Origin of the sequence: Agrobacterium sp. CCNWLW32 (genome assembly GCF_037083425.1) — a bacterium.
In the GTDB taxonomy this organism is placed as follows: Bacteria; Pseudomonadota; Alphaproteobacteria; order Rhizobiales; family Rhizobiaceae; genus Agrobacterium; species Agrobacterium radiobacter.
Genome location: NZ_JBAOJM010000006.1, coordinates 154,098 through 173,291, shown reverse-complemented (window position 1 = coordinate 173,291; position 19,194 = coordinate 154,098). Strand labels below are relative to the sequence as shown.

Here is a 19,194-nt window from a genome sequence, read left to right as displayed (position 1 = left end):
TTCAAATCGGAACGAACGCAAACGTTCATTTACCACGAGGTGGATTGCCAGATTCGACGGCGCGTATATGTCGTCTTTGCCATTATGTATCCGACGAGAACAACAACCGATGAGGTGACATGATGTCAATCAACTCGGGTCATGCCAGACATTTCCCGCGACCCACACCAACTACCGTTAGCCCATTGGAACGGGCTATCCTGCAGCTAGAGACGATGATCGATGAGCAAAGACTGAGTGCGCTACCGGCACCGTTTGCACTTCACAAAGCTAAACGCATTCTCGAACGATGCCACCAAAGTAAGCCGTCGCCAGACGTTGACAACAACATTGGTAGCATCGGTTTCGATGACGGCCGCAAATCCACTTGATGGTCAGCGTGGAGGTTTGAACCAGTACAACTCGTCCCGAGCCTCGCCAATGTATACATATCTGCTTAGGATAAGTGGTCACGCACCCTGTCACGGCCCAGAAGTGATACACGGTGATGGCGGAGTCAAGGTTTTCTCAGGCTGACGCTCACGACCGTAGGGTGATCACTGATTCGTTCTACATCCCAACGGCTTGTTAGGATTTCTGCGATACTGCACCACCGTCAGAGAATTTGGTGCTTGGAATGAACATAGACGAAGTTATGGAGTTCGCTCCGTACATTCAGATCATGCTGGATCGGTATGCCGAGAATAATCCGGTCGCAACTCAGTGTCTTGTTGTTTCGGCGAAACTCGCTTCTGGCGTCGAAATGCTGATCAAAGAGCGATTGCCTCGGTTCAGAGCTAACTCCTTAACTCTCGAAATTGGCAACCTGCTTGTGGATGGCGTCTTGCAATTCGATGAAGGTGTCGCGAGGAGGCATGCAGAAGACCTTCCTCCCCCAGCTTTGACCCCAGAACACGTGGAGGCCTACCACGCTTGGCTTCAGTTCGATCGGGCAATTATTGACCTCACGATCATCTACACGGCGTTCGCCGCGAAGGACATAACTCACCTCGAGCCAGGTGCTGTCTTCATATCTTCCGATGGGGTATGGGCACCGCAGGACTACGGCTTCCAGTATCGGTCTTACCGAAGCTGGTCCTTGGAGGAACTTAGGGTGATAGGATACTGACTGCCATGGCTCTGTGTGTGTTCAGCTGCACGCACAATTCGATCCAATAGCGCGGTGTATTCAGGGCCGATGAAGTTCGATCCCTGAGCTCGACACCGCAGGCTTTTATTTCCTGTGACATGCGGTTCCTTGAGGGAGTCATATGGGTCCGTATGCACGGGGACGGTGGTTTCTGTGGCTAGCAAAGGCGACTCCAAACTGTTCGTTAATCGTGCGATCTAAACGTTGTCGGCGCAATAGTCAGGCCGATTGAAGTAAAAATAACCGGTATACTCGGTTGCAAGCATTGGCATTCTACAGTTTGTCTGCCTATGATTCCGATATGGCGAAGAACGTTACGCAGAATCAGCTTGTTGGCGAGATCGGTGAAACGGCCGCGAAGCTGCAGTTTCTAAAGATTGGCTTCCAATTCGACCCCCGGTCGCGGCTCGAGGCGGGTATCGATGCTATTGTTGAAGTCATGGATCACGGCAAGCCGCTGGCTAAGATGATCGCGGTCCAGGTAAAGACAACGGCGGCAGGAAAGTATGCCGGCGAGGACGACAACGGCTTCCACTATCTTTTGAAGAGCGAAGACCTTGCTTACTGGCGGGGCAGCAATCTACCGATCATCATTGTCCTGCACCGACAGGCGGACAACTCGTTCTTCTGGAAAGAAATCCCACGTGGCGAAGAGTTCCAAGATCGGCGCTTGAATTTTAGTAAGCGGGACGACGTGCTCGACACGGACGCCGTTGATCGCTTGGCGGCACTCACAGTTCCAAAAGCGGGCTTCGGATATTATGTTCCGCCTTTAGGGGGAGGCGAGGAGGCCCTGGTTAACATCCTTCCCGTCAAGCTGCCGTCCGAGGTTTATGTCTCCACCACTTCGTATTCGCGAAGGCAGGCCGTAGCGATATTGCTGGATGCGGATGAGCCGGCGCGATTCGACTGGGTCATCAAGGGCGATGCGTTCTGGTCATTTCATGACCCGAGGACTTCCGTCTGCAGGCACATCGTCGATCTCGATCAAGTCGAAGCGATCGATGTCGAATCCCTAGCGTTTCACGATGACGTCGATGAACGCAACAACTTTGCCTACCTACTGAAGCAGGCGCTGTCCCACCAAGTCCGACAGGACCTTTCCTGGGACAAAGAGAAAAAGCTCTATTACTTCAAGGCCAAGGCCCAGAACACAGCGCGCACCTTTAAATACGAATCCGCGAAAAAGGCCACCGAAGCCGACGTCGTAAACGTGGTGACCAGCAAGAGCGAGAAGGGCAGGGTCGAGTTCGTTCGGCATCATTCCTTCGTCCCTCGGTTCGAAAGCTTCTACGACGAATGGTTCCTGGTCATCGAGCCGACCTATCACTTCACGACCGATGGGTTCACGCCGCACACCTATCCCGATGCGCTTTTGGCCGGGAAGAAGCGATTGGACAAGAGTGCGGCGCTGCGAGGTCAGGTCATCATGTGGCATCGTTTTCTGGCCAGCATCGAGCCGAAGTCCGACGATCTCTTCGCGGTCACTTCGGGCGACCCTTGGCTCGCTTTTGGGCCTCCGCCGACGCTGGAACTGCCTACAAGAGTTCCCGAAGATGTCTGGGGATCGCCGAAGAAGGACGACCACACCGACGAAGAGAGGGACTTGCTGAACTGGGCATGAAGTTTACATCCACCATCTTCAAAGAGCCTCAGCTCGAGTTCGGCGACAAGCATCAGGACCCCGATCCCCGGCGGGGCCTCTTCCTCGCTGGTCCGTTGCAGACTGCGAGCGGCGACGCCATCAAGATTGCGGTTGTCGGAAGTGCGAAGACCGTCGAAGACACGGAGAAGTTTCTCGCTGCCGCATCAGTCGGTTTCCTCGGCAAGTCCGAAAAGCATCCGAACATGCATCCTGATTTCCCGGGCCTCGGCAATCAGAACCCATATCGGTGCAAGTTCGAGATTGCCCAGGATGCGACGGCCGCCATCCCACAGGCAAAGATAGAAAAGATCAGGAAGGAGCCTCACCACGGCAAGGCCGTGGAGATGGCAGTCGACGAAGTCATGGAACTGCTTACCGCTATCGAGGAAGGCAGTAGCCGCCCCGACGTTGCAATCGTCGCGCTTCCCGTCGCCCTGATTGAACGAGTCTGGAATGCCAAAGTCGATTCCGACGGCACGGTCGAAAAAGAGGACGACGGCGGCTCCGATGCGCCGAACTTCCGTGGATTGCTAAAGGCGAGGGCAATGCACCTGAGGTTCCCGATCCAGATCGTGTGGGAAGACGTCCTCGACGAGAGGGCCGTCATCCCACGTAAGGTGAAGGAAAGCAGCGCGCGTAAAATCCAGGACGAGGCAGGCCGAAGCTGGAACATTATGACGTCGCTCTACTACAAGGGGTCTGGACGCATTCCGTGGCGGCGGATGCCTCAGGAAGGCGAATTCTCTGCGTGTTACATCGGCATCAGTTTTTACCGTGAAGTAGGCGGGCAACAACTGTTCACCAGCGCCGCCCAAATGTTCGACGAGCGCGGGCGCGGCTTCATCCTAAAGGGACGGCGAGCCCAAACCGAAACAAGGGGCCGCCACCCCTACATGATTCAGGACGACGCCAAGGCGCTGGTTGCCGAAGTCCTCGCCGCTTACAAGAGCCATCATAAGCACTTTCCTGCGCGCGTCATCGTTCTGAAGACGTCACGGTTCCGGGACGACGAAGCTGACGGCATCATGGAGGCCCTTGAAGAAGTCGGCACCGAGATGAAGGACCTCGTGTGGGTGCAGGAAACGTCATCCATCAAAGTACTGCGGGACGGCAATTATCCCGTGCTGCGCGGGACTTTCGTCGAACTGGATGGAAAAGGGCTTCTCTACACCAACGGCAGCATCCCCTACTACGGTACATATCCCGGGATGTACGATCCTCGGCCATTGCTGCTGTGTCCGCACAAGACCAGCGATAGCACCGTTGCGCAGATCGCCAAGGAGGTCTTGTCGATGACGAAAATCAATTGGAACTCGACCCAGATGAACCAGAAGCTGCCAATCCCGATCCGGGCCGCGCGCAAGGTGGGGGAAGTCCTGAAGTATGTAGGCGACGGCAAGGTGAGTTCCGATTACACGCGGTACATGTAACCCGTCATCTCGGCAACCGCCTCGATTCTAGTCTAACGATCGTCGATTGAGCGCGAAACCGCGCGTGGAGACAGGCCGGTCGGCAGTGCCCAGCGGGATTATGAGACGATACACGTCGGCAAGACGTATGACATCGAGTTGGAATCCACGGATGGCGCTGATGTGAACGTGGAAAGGCTGCTCTGCGCTTGGCGAAGCTGTTGTCGCTCCTCAAGTTTCGTTGTCTCGACCGCTGATTGAAGTCCGGTCGGGCCAAATTGCTGCCCCTCCGCTGGTGGTGATTGCTCCTTAACTCCGAAAACATCTGTGGACCAATCGACCATTGCTGCGTCCTGACGGGACATACCCTGGCGAATCTGACCTGCTTCAGAGCTGTTGAGTCCTGGGCCCTCTGCGGCCACTGGACCGCTTTTACTTCGATTTGGGAATAGAGTTTCATCTCCTGCGGTGACATGGTCGATTTTTGGAGAAAGCAGTGTTTAAAAAAGGATCAAATTCGTCGTTGACAGCACTGAATTTGTTCTCTATTTGTTCGATCATGAAAAATTCGGCCCGCCTCATACGAATAGGATGATCCCGACCTGCCGCGACGCTCGCGGTCACGATCATCCGTGTTTCTTTGAGGTTTCAAATGGGTATCGCACAGCGCGCGAAGTCTCTTCGCGCAAGCCGCAGTTCAGCATCTATTCGCACATTTTATCCAACGGCCACCGTCAAATGCGACGGTCCGCCAATCTACCGCTCCCAGATGGCTCGAGATGCAGCGTGCCTGTTTGACTTCAACCCTTCGATCTCTTTGTGGCACTGCATGCCACTCTCACTTGATTACGGGGAAGGTGTCCACGTCCCTGATTTTGGTGTCCTGGATGATGAGGGTACACGGCTATTGGTCGACGCACCGGATCGAGTAGTGTCAGCCCAAGCCGACGAAATTGAAGTCATCGCTTCTCGGCAAGGGTACAGATATCGACGTCTGGTCGCCGATGAAGTCTACGACGGTCCGCGTCTTCAGAATGCCAAAGACCTGCTTCGGTATGGCGGTACGGTTCTAGCGCTCGGTGACCGTTTGCGGTTACTCGCCGTCTTGGAAGAGCACGGCACTCTAACGGTCGCCGAATGCCTGACAGTTTTTACCGAAACCAAGCCAGTCGCCGGACTGGCCCAGATGATCTTGCGCGGTTTCGTCGAAGTCGATCTCGATACGGAATTACTCGGCCCCGAGACAATGGTGCGGCGGATACGGACCTGAACGGCCGTCAGCGTCATCATCATTCCCCGTGTTCCGAGGCATACATGCAGTCTTATAGCGATAACCTGATCGCCAATCGCGATCCGTTCCATAGCTCGAAGTACGAGCTTACCTTGCCAACCCATCTAGCCATCATCGCAATGTCGAGATCGATCCGCCAGTTGCTGAAAAGGCGATCTTCGTTCGTCGCGGCTTTCGTCATGCCGCCGAAGGCAGACATCTATGCCCACAAGATGGCCGCCAAATGGTTGCTTGAGGGGACTGTGCCGGTTGGTGGCGAACAAGGCAACAACTACGTTGTCGTCATCGGCGAAGAGACTGAACTTGCCGACGATTTCCAGGCGTTCAGGAAACTTCGAGAACTCAAGCGGGCGATCATTCTTCTCCAGGACGAGGAGCTTCTATCTGACGAGGTCCGCATCGTCGCCGATATCGTGGTCTCTTTGGCCCTACCGGCTCCGAACGATTATCGGATCGCGGCGCAGCGGATGAGGCTCGGGACTATCACGAATGCCGATGCCGATTTTTTGGCGCACCAATCTCCCAAACGGGTCGAACTCGGTTGGCGGCGCGGACGATCCGTAGCTGTGAGCATCGGGCGTCTCCGTCGGTATCCCCATATCGAAAAAGGAAAACGTCCCTCCAACCCCTCGTCGGCGGGGCCGGCACTGCACGACCTGTCCGGATATGGTGAGGCCAAAGCCTGGGGTCTCGAACTTGCCGAGGACATCACGGCATGGAAGGCGGGAGTTCTCACGTGGGATGATGTCGATTGCGGCGTCCTGCTTTCCGGCCCTCCGGGGTCGGGTAAGACATCTTACGCAGCTGCGTTGGCGAGGACCTGCGACGTACCGCTCGTATTAGGTTCGGCAGCACGTTGGCAGGCGACGGGCCACCTCGGCGATATGCTGAAGGCAATGCGCAAGGCGTTTGTCGAGGCTGCGCGGCAGGCACCGTCGATCCTCCTGATTGATGAATTCGACAGTTTCACTAGCCGCGACGACAGAACCGGCAGTAGCAACGACAACTACCATCGTCAGGTGATCAACGGTCTTCTGGAACTTTTGGACGGGGCACAATCACACGAAGGCGTTATTGTGATCGGTGCGACGAACCACCCGGAGATTATCGATCCGGCGCTTCTTCGAGCAGGACGCCTAGAGCGCCATTTCTGCATTCCTCTCCCGGATGACACAGCGCGCCACGACATCTACCGTTTCTATCTCCGGGGAGACCTTGCAGACGAAGCGCTGGACGACGTGGTGTCGGCGAGCGAGGGCTGGTCTGGTGCCGACATCGAACGATGTGTCCGTGATGCCCGACGCCATGCGAGAAGAGCAAAACGCTCGATGTTGCTCAGTGATCTCGCCACTGCCATGCCACCAGTCATCCCAGTTCCAATGGCCGTACAGCGCTGTGTCGCTGCCCACGAACTCGGACATGCCATTCTCGGTGTTTTGCTCGAGGCCGATCCGTTGGTGTCGGTTTCGATTCAGAGAAGCATTCAAGTCGGCCGGTCCTCGCAATCTCTGGGCCACACGGAATTCGAAGAGCGGCTGTTTAGTCGGAAGACTTCGACGCACCTCCGAAACAAGATTGCTACATTGCTTGGCGGTATCGCCGCAGAAGAGCTGCTATTCGGCGAATTTGGGAATGGAGCCGGTGGCGATCCCTCCGCAGACCTCAATCGCGCGACAGACTTGGCAACAATGGTGGAAATCAAGTGGGGTCTTGGGAAAACCCTGTCTGTCGAGCCTGGCGACAGTCCACGTGAATTGTCGGCATTCCGTCACCGCCGCAAGGCTCTCAGCAAATCAGTCGAGGCGACATTACAAGCGGAGTTTCGGCGCGCGAAATCCCTGCTCGAAGAACATAGGGATTCCCTTCTCGATCTTCATGCCGGTCTTTTGCGGGAGGGCAGTTTGGCCGCCGCGGAGGTGAGAGCTGCCGTAGAAAGGAACGAGAGCGCCGGTCTACCTCATAAAGCCAAAACCGCTGGATACGAACTCGGGCAATGAAGGCAGCGTCATTCCGTAATCGTCGTCGTGTATCACAGCGCGGCATGGAACGTGCCATTGAACTTCAACAGGATGAAAAACGCCCGGTAAGGGGAAATACTTGTCGATCAGGATGAAATCTTTCACGTTGAACGACGCAATCGGCATTTGATGGGCGATCGACAGGGCCGCGAACAGGAGATCATGCCCAATCTTATCCTTCTTCTGCTCCGGGCTTGGTACATAGAGATGTCGGAGGGGTCCGACGGTGGTCATTTCGGCATAGAGATTGGCGGCTTTGGCTGTGAGTTCGGCGAACTGGAAGTCGACGGAGAGGATGTCATCAATCCAGTTGTGGAGTCGTTGCGCTTTTTGTGGATCGTGTTTCGAGGCCAGATGGGCACCCCGCCTCAACTCTGCTATAGCGGGGAAGGAGATGGCGAGTGAATCCGCTCCCATGGCTTTCATCCAGGCACGCAACCCTGGCGGAGGTCGTTGCAAACCGGCATTGCTCAGGATGTTCGTATCCAGCAAAAAAATGGGGCCTGCCATTTCGAAACCCTCGGATGTAAACGGAATCACCAAAGGTCGTAGCCGGCATGTGCCGGTTTTCCGTAAACGTCGACGTATAGAAGTCGTAATTCGAAAATTGGAGAGACGGTGACGATGTCACGAACCTGGACGATCGATGAAGCATCTGCCGACCTGCCGAGCCTTCTGGAAGCGGCACGCACGTCGTCGCAATACATCATTGTCCCCGATGGCAAGTTCGAGGTGTCGTTCAGACAAACAGGGCGGAAATCCCTAGACGATATCTTGGATAATGACGGGCCGCTGAAAGCAAGCGATATTCGCGACCTGTGAACAAGCAACTCCTCACCAAACGCATACACTTGGAGGAGGGAAAACTCGTGTGGACGGCCGACATGGCGGGGAAGCAGTTTTAGCTTCTCGACAACCTCATTCTGGCCAAAGCATTGTTTTCCAGCAAGCCGACTCTTGAGGACAATCCAAGTCCGTGCTTCAGACCCAATAGGCACTCAAGAACGATGTATGGAAGTTCGTCCTCAACTAGGTACTGTGGACGGCGCTCATCTACGGCGGAAACGGCATCCGATTTGGTAGAGAGTTACTGTGCCGGGGGCATGGGAGAGCTTCCCAGTGTTGATCTCGACTACGAATTACTCTCCGACATTGCCGAACATTTGCGTGCGCGCATGTGTCTGGGTGACTTTGTCGATATTGAATAGATCGTCGATCATGTTTCCGTACGGCCTCAATCCGATACGGAAATAGTAGAAACAGGCGCTGCAAAAGGGAAATACGTAGGTTCCGGATACCTGCAAGGCTTCCATGTCGACAGCCAGACCATAGTGCTCTGAACGACGCCATGAAACTCGATATTAACTTCCAGTTGCGATAGCGGACGTGGGCGAAGTAGGGGAATTCCAATGACATTGTTGCTTCTATGGAAGAACGGAGACGAGATCACCGTTATTGCGGACACGCTGTTTGGCGGCGGACACGGTGAAGGCTCCGCGATCGGCCCAAAGATTTTCCCTGTCCCGATCGCGATCTCTGACCTTGGTGAGGCAAAAAAGGAAACGCTACCCAATATGGGATTTGCGTTTGCCGGCAACGTCCTCTCAGGCCAATTCGCGCACGCGCTTGCGTCAACCTGCCTCCAAAACCTTGCCGCGCCAACCACGACTATGAAGCCGGACGTGGCCGATGTCGCGCGATACTACGCCGACTGTGGACTGCGAATCGTCGAAGAGAGAAGACGGCACAAGGCTTTGGATGGATATGGTTTCGAGGGCGTTGTGTTCGGCTACTCCGACAAGAACTCGACTTCAAAAGCCTATCATTTCAACGTTCACGTTAATTCAGAAGGCAACTGTGTTGCTCCTCTTGACGAACTCTCGCTGCCAGAAGGAAAAGTCCATCCATTTGGTAGCGGGGCCTCGTACGCGCGCGAGGTAATCGCACACCTAGAGAAGAACGATGCGCCGATAGACCCCTGGGAACTCATGGATTTCATCATAGCGAGCGAAGAAGTTCCGTCTGTTGGTGGTGAAATCCAGGCGGCAACGTCACAGACTGATGGAGTCGAGCTTCGCCCTGTGCAACGGTTCTTTCGCAAGAGAGATTCGGGCGAACTCGACGTCGATTTCGCGGTAATGGGAATTAATATCCACCGCATGGGGATGGTGGCCGGCTATGTCCCGATCGGCACTCCTTTACAGGGTGACTCCGCGGAGCGGCTGAATCGAATGATGAACGATATCGAGTAATTCCGATCGCAGTCGCATCGAGATAATGCCGGACACCGAGGCGTCGCCAAATAGCCGGCCGACCATCCCGTCAATCAACGGGGGATCGCTTGGAAGCCGAGTTGTAAAACGATCCTGAACTCTACTATTGTCTGCGTGAACAAAATCAGATTCACGGTGACGAACGTTGTCGAGTTATCCGGTCTATGAATACAGCATGCATGATGTAGCGAGGGCGGGACAGCGTCTGAAAGACGTTATTCCTTGGGAGGACTATGATGATGAGGTTCGTCGGGTCTTCTCAGTAGCGAATAGTTGGCGTGACAGTCACGTGCTTCCGATGAAAAGCATTCGTCTTTCCATCGCGCACCGGATGCGTCATCTCAAGCTTTCGGGCGACGTAGTGGCGCGCGCGAAGAGAATGTCGTCAATCCGTGGAAAGCTGAGACGGCATCCAGGTAAGCTGGACCAAATGCAGGACCTGGGAGGGTGCCGCGCGATTATGGACGATATCAACGGCGTCAACGCGCTTGTGGCCGAGTGCCAGCGGATGCCTCACGAGGTTCGCAACCACAAGAATTATGTCGATCATGCCAAGGCGGACGGATACCGCAGTCATCACGTTATCTTCCGGTTCGATGGCGAGGCGGATCGAGCTATGTACCGTGGGCGTCGCGTGGAACTCCAAATCCGCACGAAGCTCCAGCATTCTTGGGCCACAGCTGTCGAAGTTGTCGGTCAAACGCGGCTCGAGGAACTGAAGTCCGGTAAGGGCAGCGCCGAGTGGTTACGCTTCTTTCGCTTGATGTCCGACGAGTTTTCCTTTGAGGAAGGTTGTGAGCTTGACCGCGTCGCACCCGAACGACGACACAGGCTTACTGAAATCCGAGAATGCAATAACGCTCTTCGTGCAATGGAAGTGCTTGAGAATCACCGCACAACGACGCGGTACATAAAATCCTACATACTCTCGGGCGATGCGCGGGTCTTCCTTATCCGATACGACAACGTCAACCACACTGTCAGCGTGGAAGGTTACTCAGACCCGTCCGTGGGAGCTATTGCCCTACAACATGAAGAAATGGCGATGGAAGAGGCCGGGCTGGCCGAGAACAGTGTCGTCCTCGTGGACGCGAAGGAGGCTGCGTCAATCGTCTCGGCATTTCCGAACTACTTTGGTGACGTCTCGCTGTTTCTTGGCCGTCTGAAAGCGATTTGCGGGAAGGCTCAGGATGCCGAATATCAGTTGCCTAAGCAGGAAGCTGTAGCTCCGAAGGCTCGCGAGGTGCCGGACCTAAGCTGGTTCAAGCAACGCCATCGACGCTGGACCGAAGGCGGCAGAGGCAACAAAAAATAGGAGCTGTGATGTTGAGGAAGGACGAATTCGTGATCCTGAACATCTGGGAGGACAGCCGCGCGCAACTAATTGAGCGGTTAGACTTCTACCACGAGCAGGCGAAGAAGCGCGTACTTGAGCAGTTCCGAGATATTGAAGGCGAAGCAGAGCGGTACGCAGAGGAGTCGTATGACCGTCGCGGACACTGGTTCAATCCCGACACGGACGATCCAGCCTCATCGGCGGAGGCCGCGTGGGATGATGGTATCATGCACTACGGTCTTCTTGAAGACCTAAGGAAGCAGATGATCCTTAGCATAGCGGCCGGAATGTACCACGAGTGGGACAAGCAGTTCCGTGACTGGCTGGACCGCGAGCTAGGTCATAATTTCAGTCTGGATAAATTAAGGCCTGACCTATGGAAGCAGGACGTCGGCACGCTTTTCGACATGCTTGAAATGTGGGGATGGGACCTTAGGGCGCAACCGTTTCATGAAATCATTGATTCCTGCCGTCTGATCGTGAACGTGTATAAGCATGGTCATGGTCCATCGTTGAGCCAGTTGAAGGAAAAGTATCCGCAATATCTTCCTAGTTCCGGGAGGCGTACTTCCTTCGGATCAAGCTATCTGCACTACAACCAGCTTGAGGTCGAAGAAGACGCCTTGTCGCTGTTCCATGAGGCATTCGGTGATTTCTGGAAGTACGTCCCTAGTAGGACTGTTGTACGAAAGAATACTACGCTGCCGGCGTGGTTTGAAAAGGCTCTGACGCGGAAGCCTCGATCCAAGGAACCGCCGAAAGCGAGGACATCATCGTGAGCAAAAACGAGTGCCGCAGTACGATGCCTCTTCCTCACTATCGAGGCCGTGGGAAATGACATCCTCAAACAGCCCTCATGATTTTCACCCTGTCTACCAGGTCGGTAGGGCTGACGACTTGGATGAGGCTTGGGGAATCGATTTGATCACAGGGCAGAAGGTCGCATCTCTAGTCGCCCTGTTTGGCGCGGTAGAGTTCCATCTGGAACGTGCGATATGGAAGCTGAAAGGTATCGATCCCAAGGGCATCCGTCCCGAAACCGATGGCAAGAGGATTTCGGCGATGATCGACATGGTCGAGCAGATTGCGGTTGCTCTTCCGTCCGATATCGAGAAAGGCATGTTGGCGACATGGTGTGCGGCGTGTCGGTCGGGCTTCACTATCCGGAACAACATTTCGCATGGGGTACCGTCAAGGCTTGGGACGACTCTTGTCTTTTCGAGGAATCCTCAGTGGCATGGAGAACAGCGGAAAAAGGTCTTTGGTGACTTTTGGGCGGACGTACACACTCTCGACCTTGTGCGTCAGTCCTTTGCCACCCTTCTGCGGGTGATAGTTCACGTGGAGAAATGCGAGACATCCCTCGAGAGCATCGGGACAAAGATTGTCCTACGTGCGCTTGGCGAGGCTCGATCAATCCTCGGTGAGTTTGCGAGTCAGACCTATGATCCTAGTTTCGAAAAGTACTGAGGTGGAGGAACGATGAGGCTCTACTATTTCACGAAGGCCGAATACGGGCTCGAGAACATCCGCCGCCGCCGGATCAAAATCGCCCGTATCAAGGACCTCAACGACCCATACGAATTTATCCCTCTCATGGGAGACCGGGCGCTGCGCACAGGGATGCGAGAGATGAAGCGTCTGGCGGACGCTGAGTATGGCATCGTGTGCTTCACGACCGATTGGACGCATCCGATGATGTGGTCGCACTATGCGGATCGACATCGCGGCGTCTGCCTCGGGTTCGACGTCGTAAACGCCCGCCCGATTATTCCCATCGAGTACACGCCGAACCTGCTCGCCGAGAAGGACTTCAAGGTCAAAGAAATCGACGACATCAACACGCTCGACTATATGCGGACCTGGTTTGTCAAATACGAGGCGTGGGCCTACGAGGCCGAGGCGCGGATGGTCTTCCAGCTCTCCCAGGAAGAGGAAGAGAACGGCCTCTACTTTCATCAGTTCGAACCCGCTCTTCGTCTGTCCGAGGTTGTCGTCGGCCCCGAGAGCGACATCAACCGAAACCAGGTTGAGGCGGCCATCGGCGACCTTCAAAATGTCGAGTTGACCAAGGCAAGGCTGGCTTTCCAGAGGTTCGCGGTCGTGAAGCAACACAAGGAATCGATGTGGAAGAAGACCGAGGACCTCGACCCCGAAAATCTAATGTGACTTGACTCCACCCGAAAACGAGAACGGTTGGAGAACAAAATCCGAGGTTCTATATGATCACGTATTTCGACGTCACATGTACTCGGAAATCGGTTACTCTGGCACCGTGTCCTGTGCCAGCTGGTTTCCCGTCGCCTGCGGGCGATGACGTCGAAGAAGTCTGGACTTCGTGTCATGGATCGTCAGGCACGAGGCATCGACGTTCTGGTGGAAGGTCAGCGGCGACGGCCTTCATGACATCGGAATCCAGGACGGCGACTGGATCGGGGTAGACCGCACCGGAAAGGCTCGCCCTGGTCGCGTCGTCCTCGCCGTTCACGAGGGCTAGTTATCATCAAGATTATCGACAAGCGTGACGGCCGGCTCTGGCTCGAGGCCTTCCGGAACTATTCTCCGATCCTCGTAGGCGAGGACACGACGATCTGGGGTGTAATGGCGGGCCTGGCGCACAAAATGCCCATCGAGTGATGCGATGCCAGAGCCAATCGCCCTAATCGACGGCAACAATTTCCACGTTTCCTGCGAGCGGATTTTCGATCCCCGCCTTCACAACATTCCTGTCGTTGTGCTGAGCAACAACGACAGCTGTACCGTCGCCCGCACGCCAAGGCCAAGGCGCGGGCGTTGGGATGGTTGAGCCTCTCCATTTTTTCAAAGACAAGGTGAAACGCCACGGGATCAAGGTCCTGTCGTCGAACTATTCGCTCTACGGAGATATCTCTCGTCGTGTCGTCAGTACCGTCCAGCAATTCAGCCCGGCATTGGAAGTTTACAGCATAGATGATAATTTCTTCGGCATGAGCGGGTTCGGTGATCCGTGTCCGAGCACGAGCCTGAACGGGGCTTTGGCTATTCGCTGGCTCTACCGTCAAAGAATCGCCGAGGCGGGCTTTCATGGGTTTCCACTCGCGGCATGTGAGCGCTCTGAACCGCGCTCTATGGTGGTTCAAGCTGAATACACCGCGACATCTGGGACGCAATGATTGAGTCAAACCGCCAAAACCAGTCCAAAAACGGACATGCCCAAATCAAATGCCGCGAGTAGCCCCAATCAGCCAGCGCAGGGACAAACCAAACCCGCGAAATCACCTCGACGGTCATTCATCTGAAATTGTGAGAAGCGGTGGCGACCCCTGCAGGACTCGAACCTGCGACCTACTGCTTAGAAGGCAGTTGCTCTATCCAGTTGAGCTAAGGGGCCATCATGCCGGGCAATCGATACTCCGGCAAAAACTTTGATCTTGGTGTTTCAGTGCGTCCAGGGCTGGGTGCGGTTGAAACGGAAATTGTCGGTGTAGGAAACCACCTTGCGGGTCGCTTCCTTCGGCTGGATGACGCGGTATTCGATGCCCTTGCGCTGGGCATAGGCTTCGGCCTGTTCCTGCGTCTCGAATGTCAGCTTGAGTTGCTGCTTCATGTCGGAACTGGAGGTGTAGCCCATGATCGGATCGATCTTGCGCGGAACTTCGGCGTCGAATTCCAGAACCCAGACATTGGTCTTCGCCTTGCCGGATTGCATGGCGGTTTTTGCAGGGCGGTAAATCTTCGCAGACATGTCGAAACTGCTCCGGTTGGACAGTGGGGCACAACACCCCGAATTATTCATCACGTACCTGAATAGAATAACCAAATCGTGTCAGGAACGTTGAATTTGAAATGGACTGACTTCAGGTGAGAGTCAAGACGATTATCCCCTTGCAGCCCGATCGCACTCCGCCGTTTCGGCGTCATGTTTTGCCCATCGGGGCCGCGGTTGAACAAAGATGAATTTCCCTGTTGCGGACTGCGGGTGAACCGTGTATTCCCCAGCCATCGCCTCGGCGGAGTGTAGCGCAGTCTGGTAGCGCATCTGGTTTGGGACCAGAGGGTCGGGAGTTCGAATCTCTCCACTCCGACCATTTTAAAGCAAAACATCAGCTTTCCGGCGTAACCCTATCCTAAAGATGACAATTTATTCTGCTGACGGACCGGCCAGTGTGCTCTCGGCCGTGCCGATCGTCATGACATTGCCACGCCAAGCGACCGCGCTGCCGATCCAGCTGCGGGCCCAGACGAGGGGCATGATCATATCCCTGCTGATCATGGCCGGCAGCGTGTAGAGCGAAACCGGCCAGCGGTTGAGGGCGGCAAGCGCGAGTTCCGGCACGTACATGAGGGCGAGGACGGCAAAGGCGGTTGCGGTAAGGTTCACGTCCATCATCGCAGCGGCGGCGAGCGCGAAGAGAAGCGGGGGAAGCGTGCCGGTCAGGATTTCCGGCGCGAAATATTGCGGGAAGGTCACGCGTCGCAGCCGCGCCCAGCGGGTCTGGCGCGACCAGATTTCACCGGCATGGCGCTGGCCGAGCGGTTGCTCGAACGGGGCGGAGACCAGATGCACCCTGCGGCCGGCGCTTCGCACCAGCTTCGTCGAGGCGGCGTCTTCGGCGATTTCGGCGGCGAGTGCACGAATGCCGCCATTGTCCTCCAGGAACGGCTTGTTCCACAACATCGACTTGCCTTGCGCGAAACCCATGCCGATGGCTTCCGCCGCATATTGCCAGCGGCCCTGCGATCCGTTGAGGAAGGCGCATTCCACATGCGCCCAGAAACCCGCAGGCCGTGAACCGAGCGGCGGCGAGCAGACGAGCCCGCTGTCCTTCCGCCAGGCCGACATCATGGTGGCAATATAGGATTTCGGCATCAACACGTTCGAATCGGCGAGAATCACCCATTCATGCCGGGCGGCGCGCCAGCCCTTCACGCAATTGTTCAGCTTTGGATTGGCGCTGATGCGGTCGTCACCGATGAGCAATTGTGTGGAAACCGAGGGAAAGGCGGCTTCAGCTTTGCGGACTTCCTCGATCACGGGATCGAATTCATCAGCGACGCAGAACAGCAGCTCGTAGTCGGGCCAGTTGAGCTGAAAGGCGCGCGATAGTGTCAGCGGCGTGAAGTTTTCCACGCCGCGCAGCGGCACGACAAGCGAGACAGGCGGTTTTTTCCGGACAAGATCGTTTTCCGCATCTCGTCTTGTCAGTCGCCAGCCGGCCAGAACGATGCCGAGAAGATTGAAGGCGAGGAGCAGGATTGCGCAAAGGGCAAAAACGGTTTCCATGCTGGCCAGTTCCACTCCCAAGCTTTCGGCGGTCCACCCGCCAATCGATTCCATGGAATTCGTCTCTGCCGATTATAACGTTTGCGTGACAGTTACATGTCATGATCGGACAGGCAGGGAGATCGAGCGGCGCATGAGAGGCGTCACGACGGCTGCGCTCAAAAGAAAAGCCCTCCGCATAGAAGGGCCCAATCGTCATGATGGTCGATGAATTTTAGTGGACGTTCAGGATATGGGCATGACTGCTTGCGACGAGAAACGATTCCCGTGCTTTCTCGATGTCGCATCTGCCGGCGATGGCATCGAGGCAGTTCCTGCGCGCTTCCTCATATTCCGGCCCATGTTCCTCGGGCCAGCGGTACATCAGCATATCAAGCGCCACCAGCGGGCTGTAGATTTCCACGGCCGCCGAAAGCGGCAGATGGATCGCCACCGGTTTCATCCACGCGGCGTGGTGACACGGCTCTGTTCTGTGAATCAGCATGTCATTTTCCTCCCTGTTTTACCTGGCTTGAAAGCCTCTCACACTCCCATGCGCGAAATGCCCGCCTCACGAAATGGTTCCCGATCACCTAAAATGTGATCGATCAGGGGGTTCCAATTTTCCAAGATGAATGGAAGATGAACAAATAGATGAACCGGAGATGAACAAAACCACCGCTACGGCGTTGGTATGTTCATAAGAAGGAGAACACATATGTTTAATTTGTCAGGCATTCAGGAAAGCTTCTTCGGAGACCGCATGGCTGGCGTATGCGAGGCGATCACCTCGGCTCTGGCCTTCGAATCAGGGCTCGAAAAGTCGCGCATTTCCGCAAGTGTCGAAAATGATGTGATTTATCTGGAAGGTACGGCCGATTCGGTCGAGGCGATCGATATCGCCATCAATCTTGCCGCTTCCATTTCCAATTGCCGGATTCTGAGCCATATCGAGCCGGTTTACTGAATATTGTGCCAGCCGGGCGAAACCTCGTCCGGCTCATTCAGACGCAATAACGCGGCAATGTCATTTCCGGTTGCCGATTTGCGCGCTGCGGACCATATCGCCGGGCTTGATGCCAGAACGTTTCGCGGCGCCGCCATTCAGCTCAAGCACAAATTTTACGGGTCCGCGGGAGCTGATGATCGCTTCCGAATGCGGAACGGCGTTTTCGTGAATATGGGTGATTCGGCCATCGCTGCCGATGAACAGCATATCGAGCGGAATGAGGGTGTTGCGCATCCACATGGCGACAGCGCGCGCCTCACCGAAATCGAACAACATGCCGTTTTCAGACGGCATGGATTTACGGAACATCAGACCCTGCGCGCGCTGGGCATCGTCCAGCGCCAGTTCGGCAACGAAGTCGTGCGTTTTCCCGGAAGCGGTTTCAATGGTGAGCGGCTCTGACGTGAAGGCCTGGCGTTCCTGAGTCTGCGCGGCACCGGCCAGCGTGAAAAAAAGAAGCGCCATAACGGCGCTTTTCACCATATGGCGCAGGGCGGACATCAATGCGACATCCCGATGGCAAGCGGGTTGTCGGGATGGATTTCCGCCGCCATCAGGCCCTTGTCGCCATCGCCGAAGCGCACCAGAACCACCTGACCGGGACGAAGCTCCGTCAGGCCGAAACGGCGCAGCGTTTCCATATGCACGAAAATATCTTCCGTTCCTTCGCCACGCGTCAGGAAGCCGAAACCCTTGGTGCGGTTGAACCACTTGACGATGGCGCGCTCAAGCCCGCTCGACGGCGTCACCTGCACATGGGTGCGCACCGGGGGCAGCTGCGAGGGGTGAACGGCGGTCGACTGATCCATGGAGAGAATGCGGAAAGCCTGGAAACCGCGATCGCGCCGCTGGATGAGGGCGACGATGCGCGTGCCTTCGAGGATAGTCTGGTAACCGTCGCGGCGCAGGCAGGAGACGTGCAGCAGCACATCCTGCGTGCCGTTGTCAGGCACGATGAAGCCGAAACCCTTGGCGACATCGAACCACTTCACGACGCCGGTAATCTCGGTCAGGTCCACGGCATCGCCCGAAAGGTCCTCGACATCGACTATCGTTTTCGATGACATCCTATCAGCCATATCCTGCCAACCCCTCGATTACGCGCCATACACCGGTCAACTGATTCCTGTGCGCCAGATTAACATCTTGGTAACGGTTTCACGCAAGCCCTAGTTTTTGATTTACGCAGCTGCTTTTATGTCGCCGTCCTTGTCCGGGGCTTGCCATCACGCGTTTAACGGCTTCGGACCCGTGTAATGGAGAGGAATAAAATGCGGTATCTGCACACGATGGTTCGCGTCAAAGACCTTGGCGAATCACTTAAATTCTATGTCGACCTGCTCGGTCTTACGGAAATACGCCGAATCGAGAACGAAAAAGGCCGCTTCACTCTGGTGTTTCTTGCGGCGCGCGACGACATTGCTGCGGCGAAGGAAAACAAGGCGCCGTGCCTGGAGCTCACCTATAACTGGGACACCGAGGATTATACCGGCGGCCGCAATTTCGGCCATCTGGCATACGAGGTCGACAATATCTACGATTTCTGCGCCCGGCTGCAGCAGAACGGCATCGTCATCAACCGGCCGCCGCGCGACGGACATATGGCCTTCGTGCGTTCGCCTGACGGTATTTCCTTCGAAATTCTGCAGAAGGGCGAAAGCCTCGCACCAGCCGAACCGTGGATATCTATGCAGAATACCGGTTCCTGGTAGGGATTTTCCGGTGAGTAGCGGCGTTTTCGGGTGCTCTTGCCTTGTCCTGAGGGGATGAGGCATAGTCCGCGAATCGAAACGGCCAGTCCCGTTTTGGGGAAGCACACGATTCCGTTCCCGTGCTGCTGTT

23 protein-coding genes and 2 tRNA genes are annotated in these 19,194 nt (G+C 55.7%); 18 read left to right on the top strand and 7 right to left on the bottom strand.

The annotated features are described in order from the left end of the window. Positions 1–616 precede the first annotated feature (616 nt). The 6 genes from V6R85_RS15360 to V6R85_RS15335 all read left to right on the top strand — a co-directional run bounded on the left by V6R85_RS15360 (position 617) and on the right by V6R85_RS15335 (position 7,471). Positions 617–1,108, top strand: coding sequence for a hypothetical protein (locus V6R85_RS15360; RefSeq protein WP_111834488.1), 492 nt, complete (start codon positions 617–619; stop codon positions 1,106–1,108). Positions 1,109–1,430: 322 nt separating this feature from the next. Next, positions 1,431–2,753, top strand: coding sequence for a DUF4365 domain-containing protein (locus V6R85_RS15355; RefSeq protein WP_111834543.1), 1,323 nt, complete (start codon positions 1,431–1,433; stop codon positions 2,751–2,753). After that, positions 2,750–4,204, top strand: a complete 1,455-nt coding sequence (locus tag V6R85_RS15350) for an argonaute/piwi family protein (RefSeq protein WP_111834487.1) — start codon at positions 2,750–2,752, stop codon at positions 4,202–4,204. Before V6R85_RS15355 ends, V6R85_RS15350 begins: the two co-directional genes overlap by 4 nt. A gap of 45 nt (positions 4,205–4,249) precedes the next feature. Beyond that, positions 4,250–4,444: a phosphotransferase-like protein gene (locus tag V6R85_RS15345; protein WP_111834486.1), complete on the top strand. Its 195-nt coding sequence runs from the start codon at positions 4,250–4,252 to the stop codon at positions 4,442–4,444. A 391-nt stretch (positions 4,445–4,835) separates the two neighbouring features. Further along, entirely contained in the window at positions 4,836–5,453 is a 618-nt protein-coding gene (locus V6R85_RS15340; protein ID WP_111834485.1) for a hypothetical protein, read from the top strand. A gap of 44 nt (positions 5,454–5,497) precedes the next feature. Continuing rightward, positions 5,498–7,471, top strand: a complete 1,974-nt coding sequence (locus V6R85_RS15335; RefSeq protein WP_111834484.1) for an AAA family ATPase — start codon at positions 5,498–5,500, stop codon at positions 7,469–7,471. On the opposite strand, the gene V6R85_RS15330 is transcribed toward V6R85_RS15335, so the two are convergent. After that, positions 7,427–8,002, bottom strand: coding sequence for a type II toxin-antitoxin system VapC family toxin (locus V6R85_RS15330; RefSeq protein WP_162695536.1), 576 nt, complete (start codon positions 8,000–8,002; stop codon positions 7,427–7,429). The genes V6R85_RS15335 and V6R85_RS15330 overlap by 45 nt on opposite strands. Before the next feature lie 108 nt (positions 8,003–8,110). On the opposite strand from V6R85_RS15330, the gene V6R85_RS15325 reads away from it, so the two are divergent. From V6R85_RS15325 to V6R85_RS15290, 9 genes are all read left to right on the top strand, one after another. Continuing rightward, positions 8,111–8,314 (top strand): hypothetical protein, encoded by a 204-nt coding sequence (locus tag V6R85_RS15325; protein ID WP_162695535.1) that lies wholly within the window; start codon positions 8,111–8,113, stop codon positions 8,312–8,314. A gap of 587 nt (positions 8,315–8,901) precedes the next feature. Beyond that, entirely contained in the window at positions 8,902–9,744 is an 843-nt protein-coding gene (locus V6R85_RS15320) for a hypothetical protein (RefSeq protein WP_111834481.1), read from the top strand. Positions 9,745–9,940: 196 nt separating this feature from the next. Next, positions 9,941–11,080 carry a RelA/SpoT domain-containing protein gene (locus V6R85_RS15315; protein ID WP_111834480.1) on the top strand — a complete coding sequence of 380 codons (1,140 nt, stop codon included), beginning with the start codon at positions 9,941–9,943 and terminating at the stop codon, positions 11,078–11,080. Positions 11,081–11,109: 29 nt separating this feature from the next. After that, a complete protein-coding gene (locus V6R85_RS15310; protein ID WP_162695533.1) occupies positions 11,110–11,880 on the top strand; it encodes a hypothetical protein in 771 nt (256 codons plus the stop codon). A gap of 55 nt (positions 11,881–11,935) precedes the next feature. After that, the gene (locus V6R85_RS15305; protein WP_111834478.1) at positions 11,936–12,571 is read left to right on the top strand and encodes a hypothetical protein; all 636 of its coding nucleotides are present in this window, start codon (positions 11,936–11,938) and stop codon (positions 12,569–12,571) included. A gap of 12 nt (positions 12,572–12,583) precedes the next feature. Further along, complete coding sequence (locus V6R85_RS15300) at positions 12,584–13,270, top strand: DUF2971 domain-containing protein (RefSeq protein WP_111834477.1); 687 nt, start codon at positions 12,584–12,586, stop codon at positions 13,268–13,270. A gap of 169 nt (positions 13,271–13,439) precedes the next feature. Then, positions 13,440–13,598: a LexA family protein gene (locus V6R85_RS15295; protein WP_336377077.1), complete on the top strand. Its 159-nt coding sequence runs from the start codon at positions 13,440–13,442 to the stop codon at positions 13,596–13,598. A gap of 144 nt (positions 13,599–13,742) precedes the next feature. Next, positions 13,743–13,907 (top strand): Y-family DNA polymerase, encoded by a 165-nt coding sequence (locus tag V6R85_RS26050; protein ID WP_423753528.1) that lies wholly within the window; start codon positions 13,743–13,745, stop codon positions 13,905–13,907. Further along, positions 13,900–14,253 carry a Y-family DNA polymerase gene (locus tag V6R85_RS15290; protein WP_111834476.1) on the top strand — a complete coding sequence of 118 codons (354 nt, stop codon included), beginning with the start codon at positions 13,900–13,902 and terminating at the stop codon, positions 14,251–14,253. The genes V6R85_RS26050 and V6R85_RS15290 overlap by 8 nt, the downstream gene beginning before the upstream one ends. Positions 14,254–14,394: 141 nt before the next feature. On the opposite strand, the gene V6R85_RS15285 is transcribed toward V6R85_RS15290, so the two are convergent. Then, positions 14,395–14,471 (bottom strand) — tRNA-Arg (locus tag V6R85_RS15285). A gap of 48 nt (positions 14,472–14,519) precedes the next feature. Continuing rightward, complete coding sequence (locus V6R85_RS15280) at positions 14,520–14,825, bottom strand: ETC complex I subunit (protein WP_003507982.1); 306 nt, start codon at positions 14,823–14,825, stop codon at positions 14,520–14,522. Between the two features lie 266 nt (positions 14,826–15,091). Here V6R85_RS15280 and V6R85_RS15275 point away from each other — a divergent pair. Further along, positions 15,092–15,168 (top strand) — tRNA-Pro (locus tag V6R85_RS15275). 53 nt (positions 15,169–15,221) lie between these two features. On the opposite strand, the gene V6R85_RS15270 is transcribed toward V6R85_RS15275, so the two are convergent. Both V6R85_RS15270 and V6R85_RS15265 read right to left on the bottom strand, forming a co-directional pair. After that, positions 15,222–16,364, bottom strand: a complete 1,143-nt coding sequence (locus tag V6R85_RS15270) for a ceramide glucosyltransferase (protein WP_060726421.1) — start codon at positions 16,362–16,364, stop codon at positions 15,222–15,224. A gap of 214 nt (positions 16,365–16,578) precedes the next feature. Further along, positions 16,579–16,848 (bottom strand): DUF982 domain-containing protein, encoded by a 270-nt coding sequence (locus V6R85_RS15265; RefSeq protein ID WP_035213169.1) that lies wholly within the window; start codon positions 16,846–16,848, stop codon positions 16,579–16,581. A gap of 213 nt (positions 16,849–17,061) precedes the next feature. Here V6R85_RS15265 and V6R85_RS15260 point away from each other — a divergent pair, with 213 nt between their 5' ends. Further along, positions 17,062–17,310 carry a BON domain-containing protein gene (locus V6R85_RS15260; RefSeq protein ID WP_003507987.1) on the top strand — a complete coding sequence of 83 codons (249 nt, stop codon included), beginning with the start codon at positions 17,062–17,064 and terminating at the stop codon, positions 17,308–17,310. A 60-nt stretch (positions 17,311–17,370) separates the two neighbouring features. On the opposite strand, the gene V6R85_RS15255 is transcribed toward V6R85_RS15260, so the two are convergent. Continuing rightward, positions 17,371–17,853 carry a DUF192 domain-containing protein gene (locus tag V6R85_RS15255; RefSeq protein WP_060723180.1) on the bottom strand — a complete coding sequence of 161 codons (483 nt, stop codon included), beginning with the start codon at positions 17,851–17,853 and terminating at the stop codon, positions 17,371–17,373. Continuing rightward, a complete protein-coding gene (locus V6R85_RS15250; protein ID WP_111834475.1) occupies positions 17,853–18,431 on the bottom strand; it encodes a cold-shock protein in 579 nt (192 codons plus the stop codon). Before V6R85_RS15250 ends, V6R85_RS15255 begins: the two co-directional genes overlap by 1 nt. Before the next feature lie 192 nt (positions 18,432–18,623). Here V6R85_RS15250 and V6R85_RS15245 point away from each other — a divergent pair, with 192 nt between their 5' ends. Then, complete coding sequence (locus V6R85_RS15245; protein WP_003507992.1) at positions 18,624–19,064, top strand: VOC family protein; 441 nt, start codon at positions 18,624–18,626, stop codon at positions 19,062–19,064. Positions 19,065–19,194: the final 130 nt, after the last annotated feature.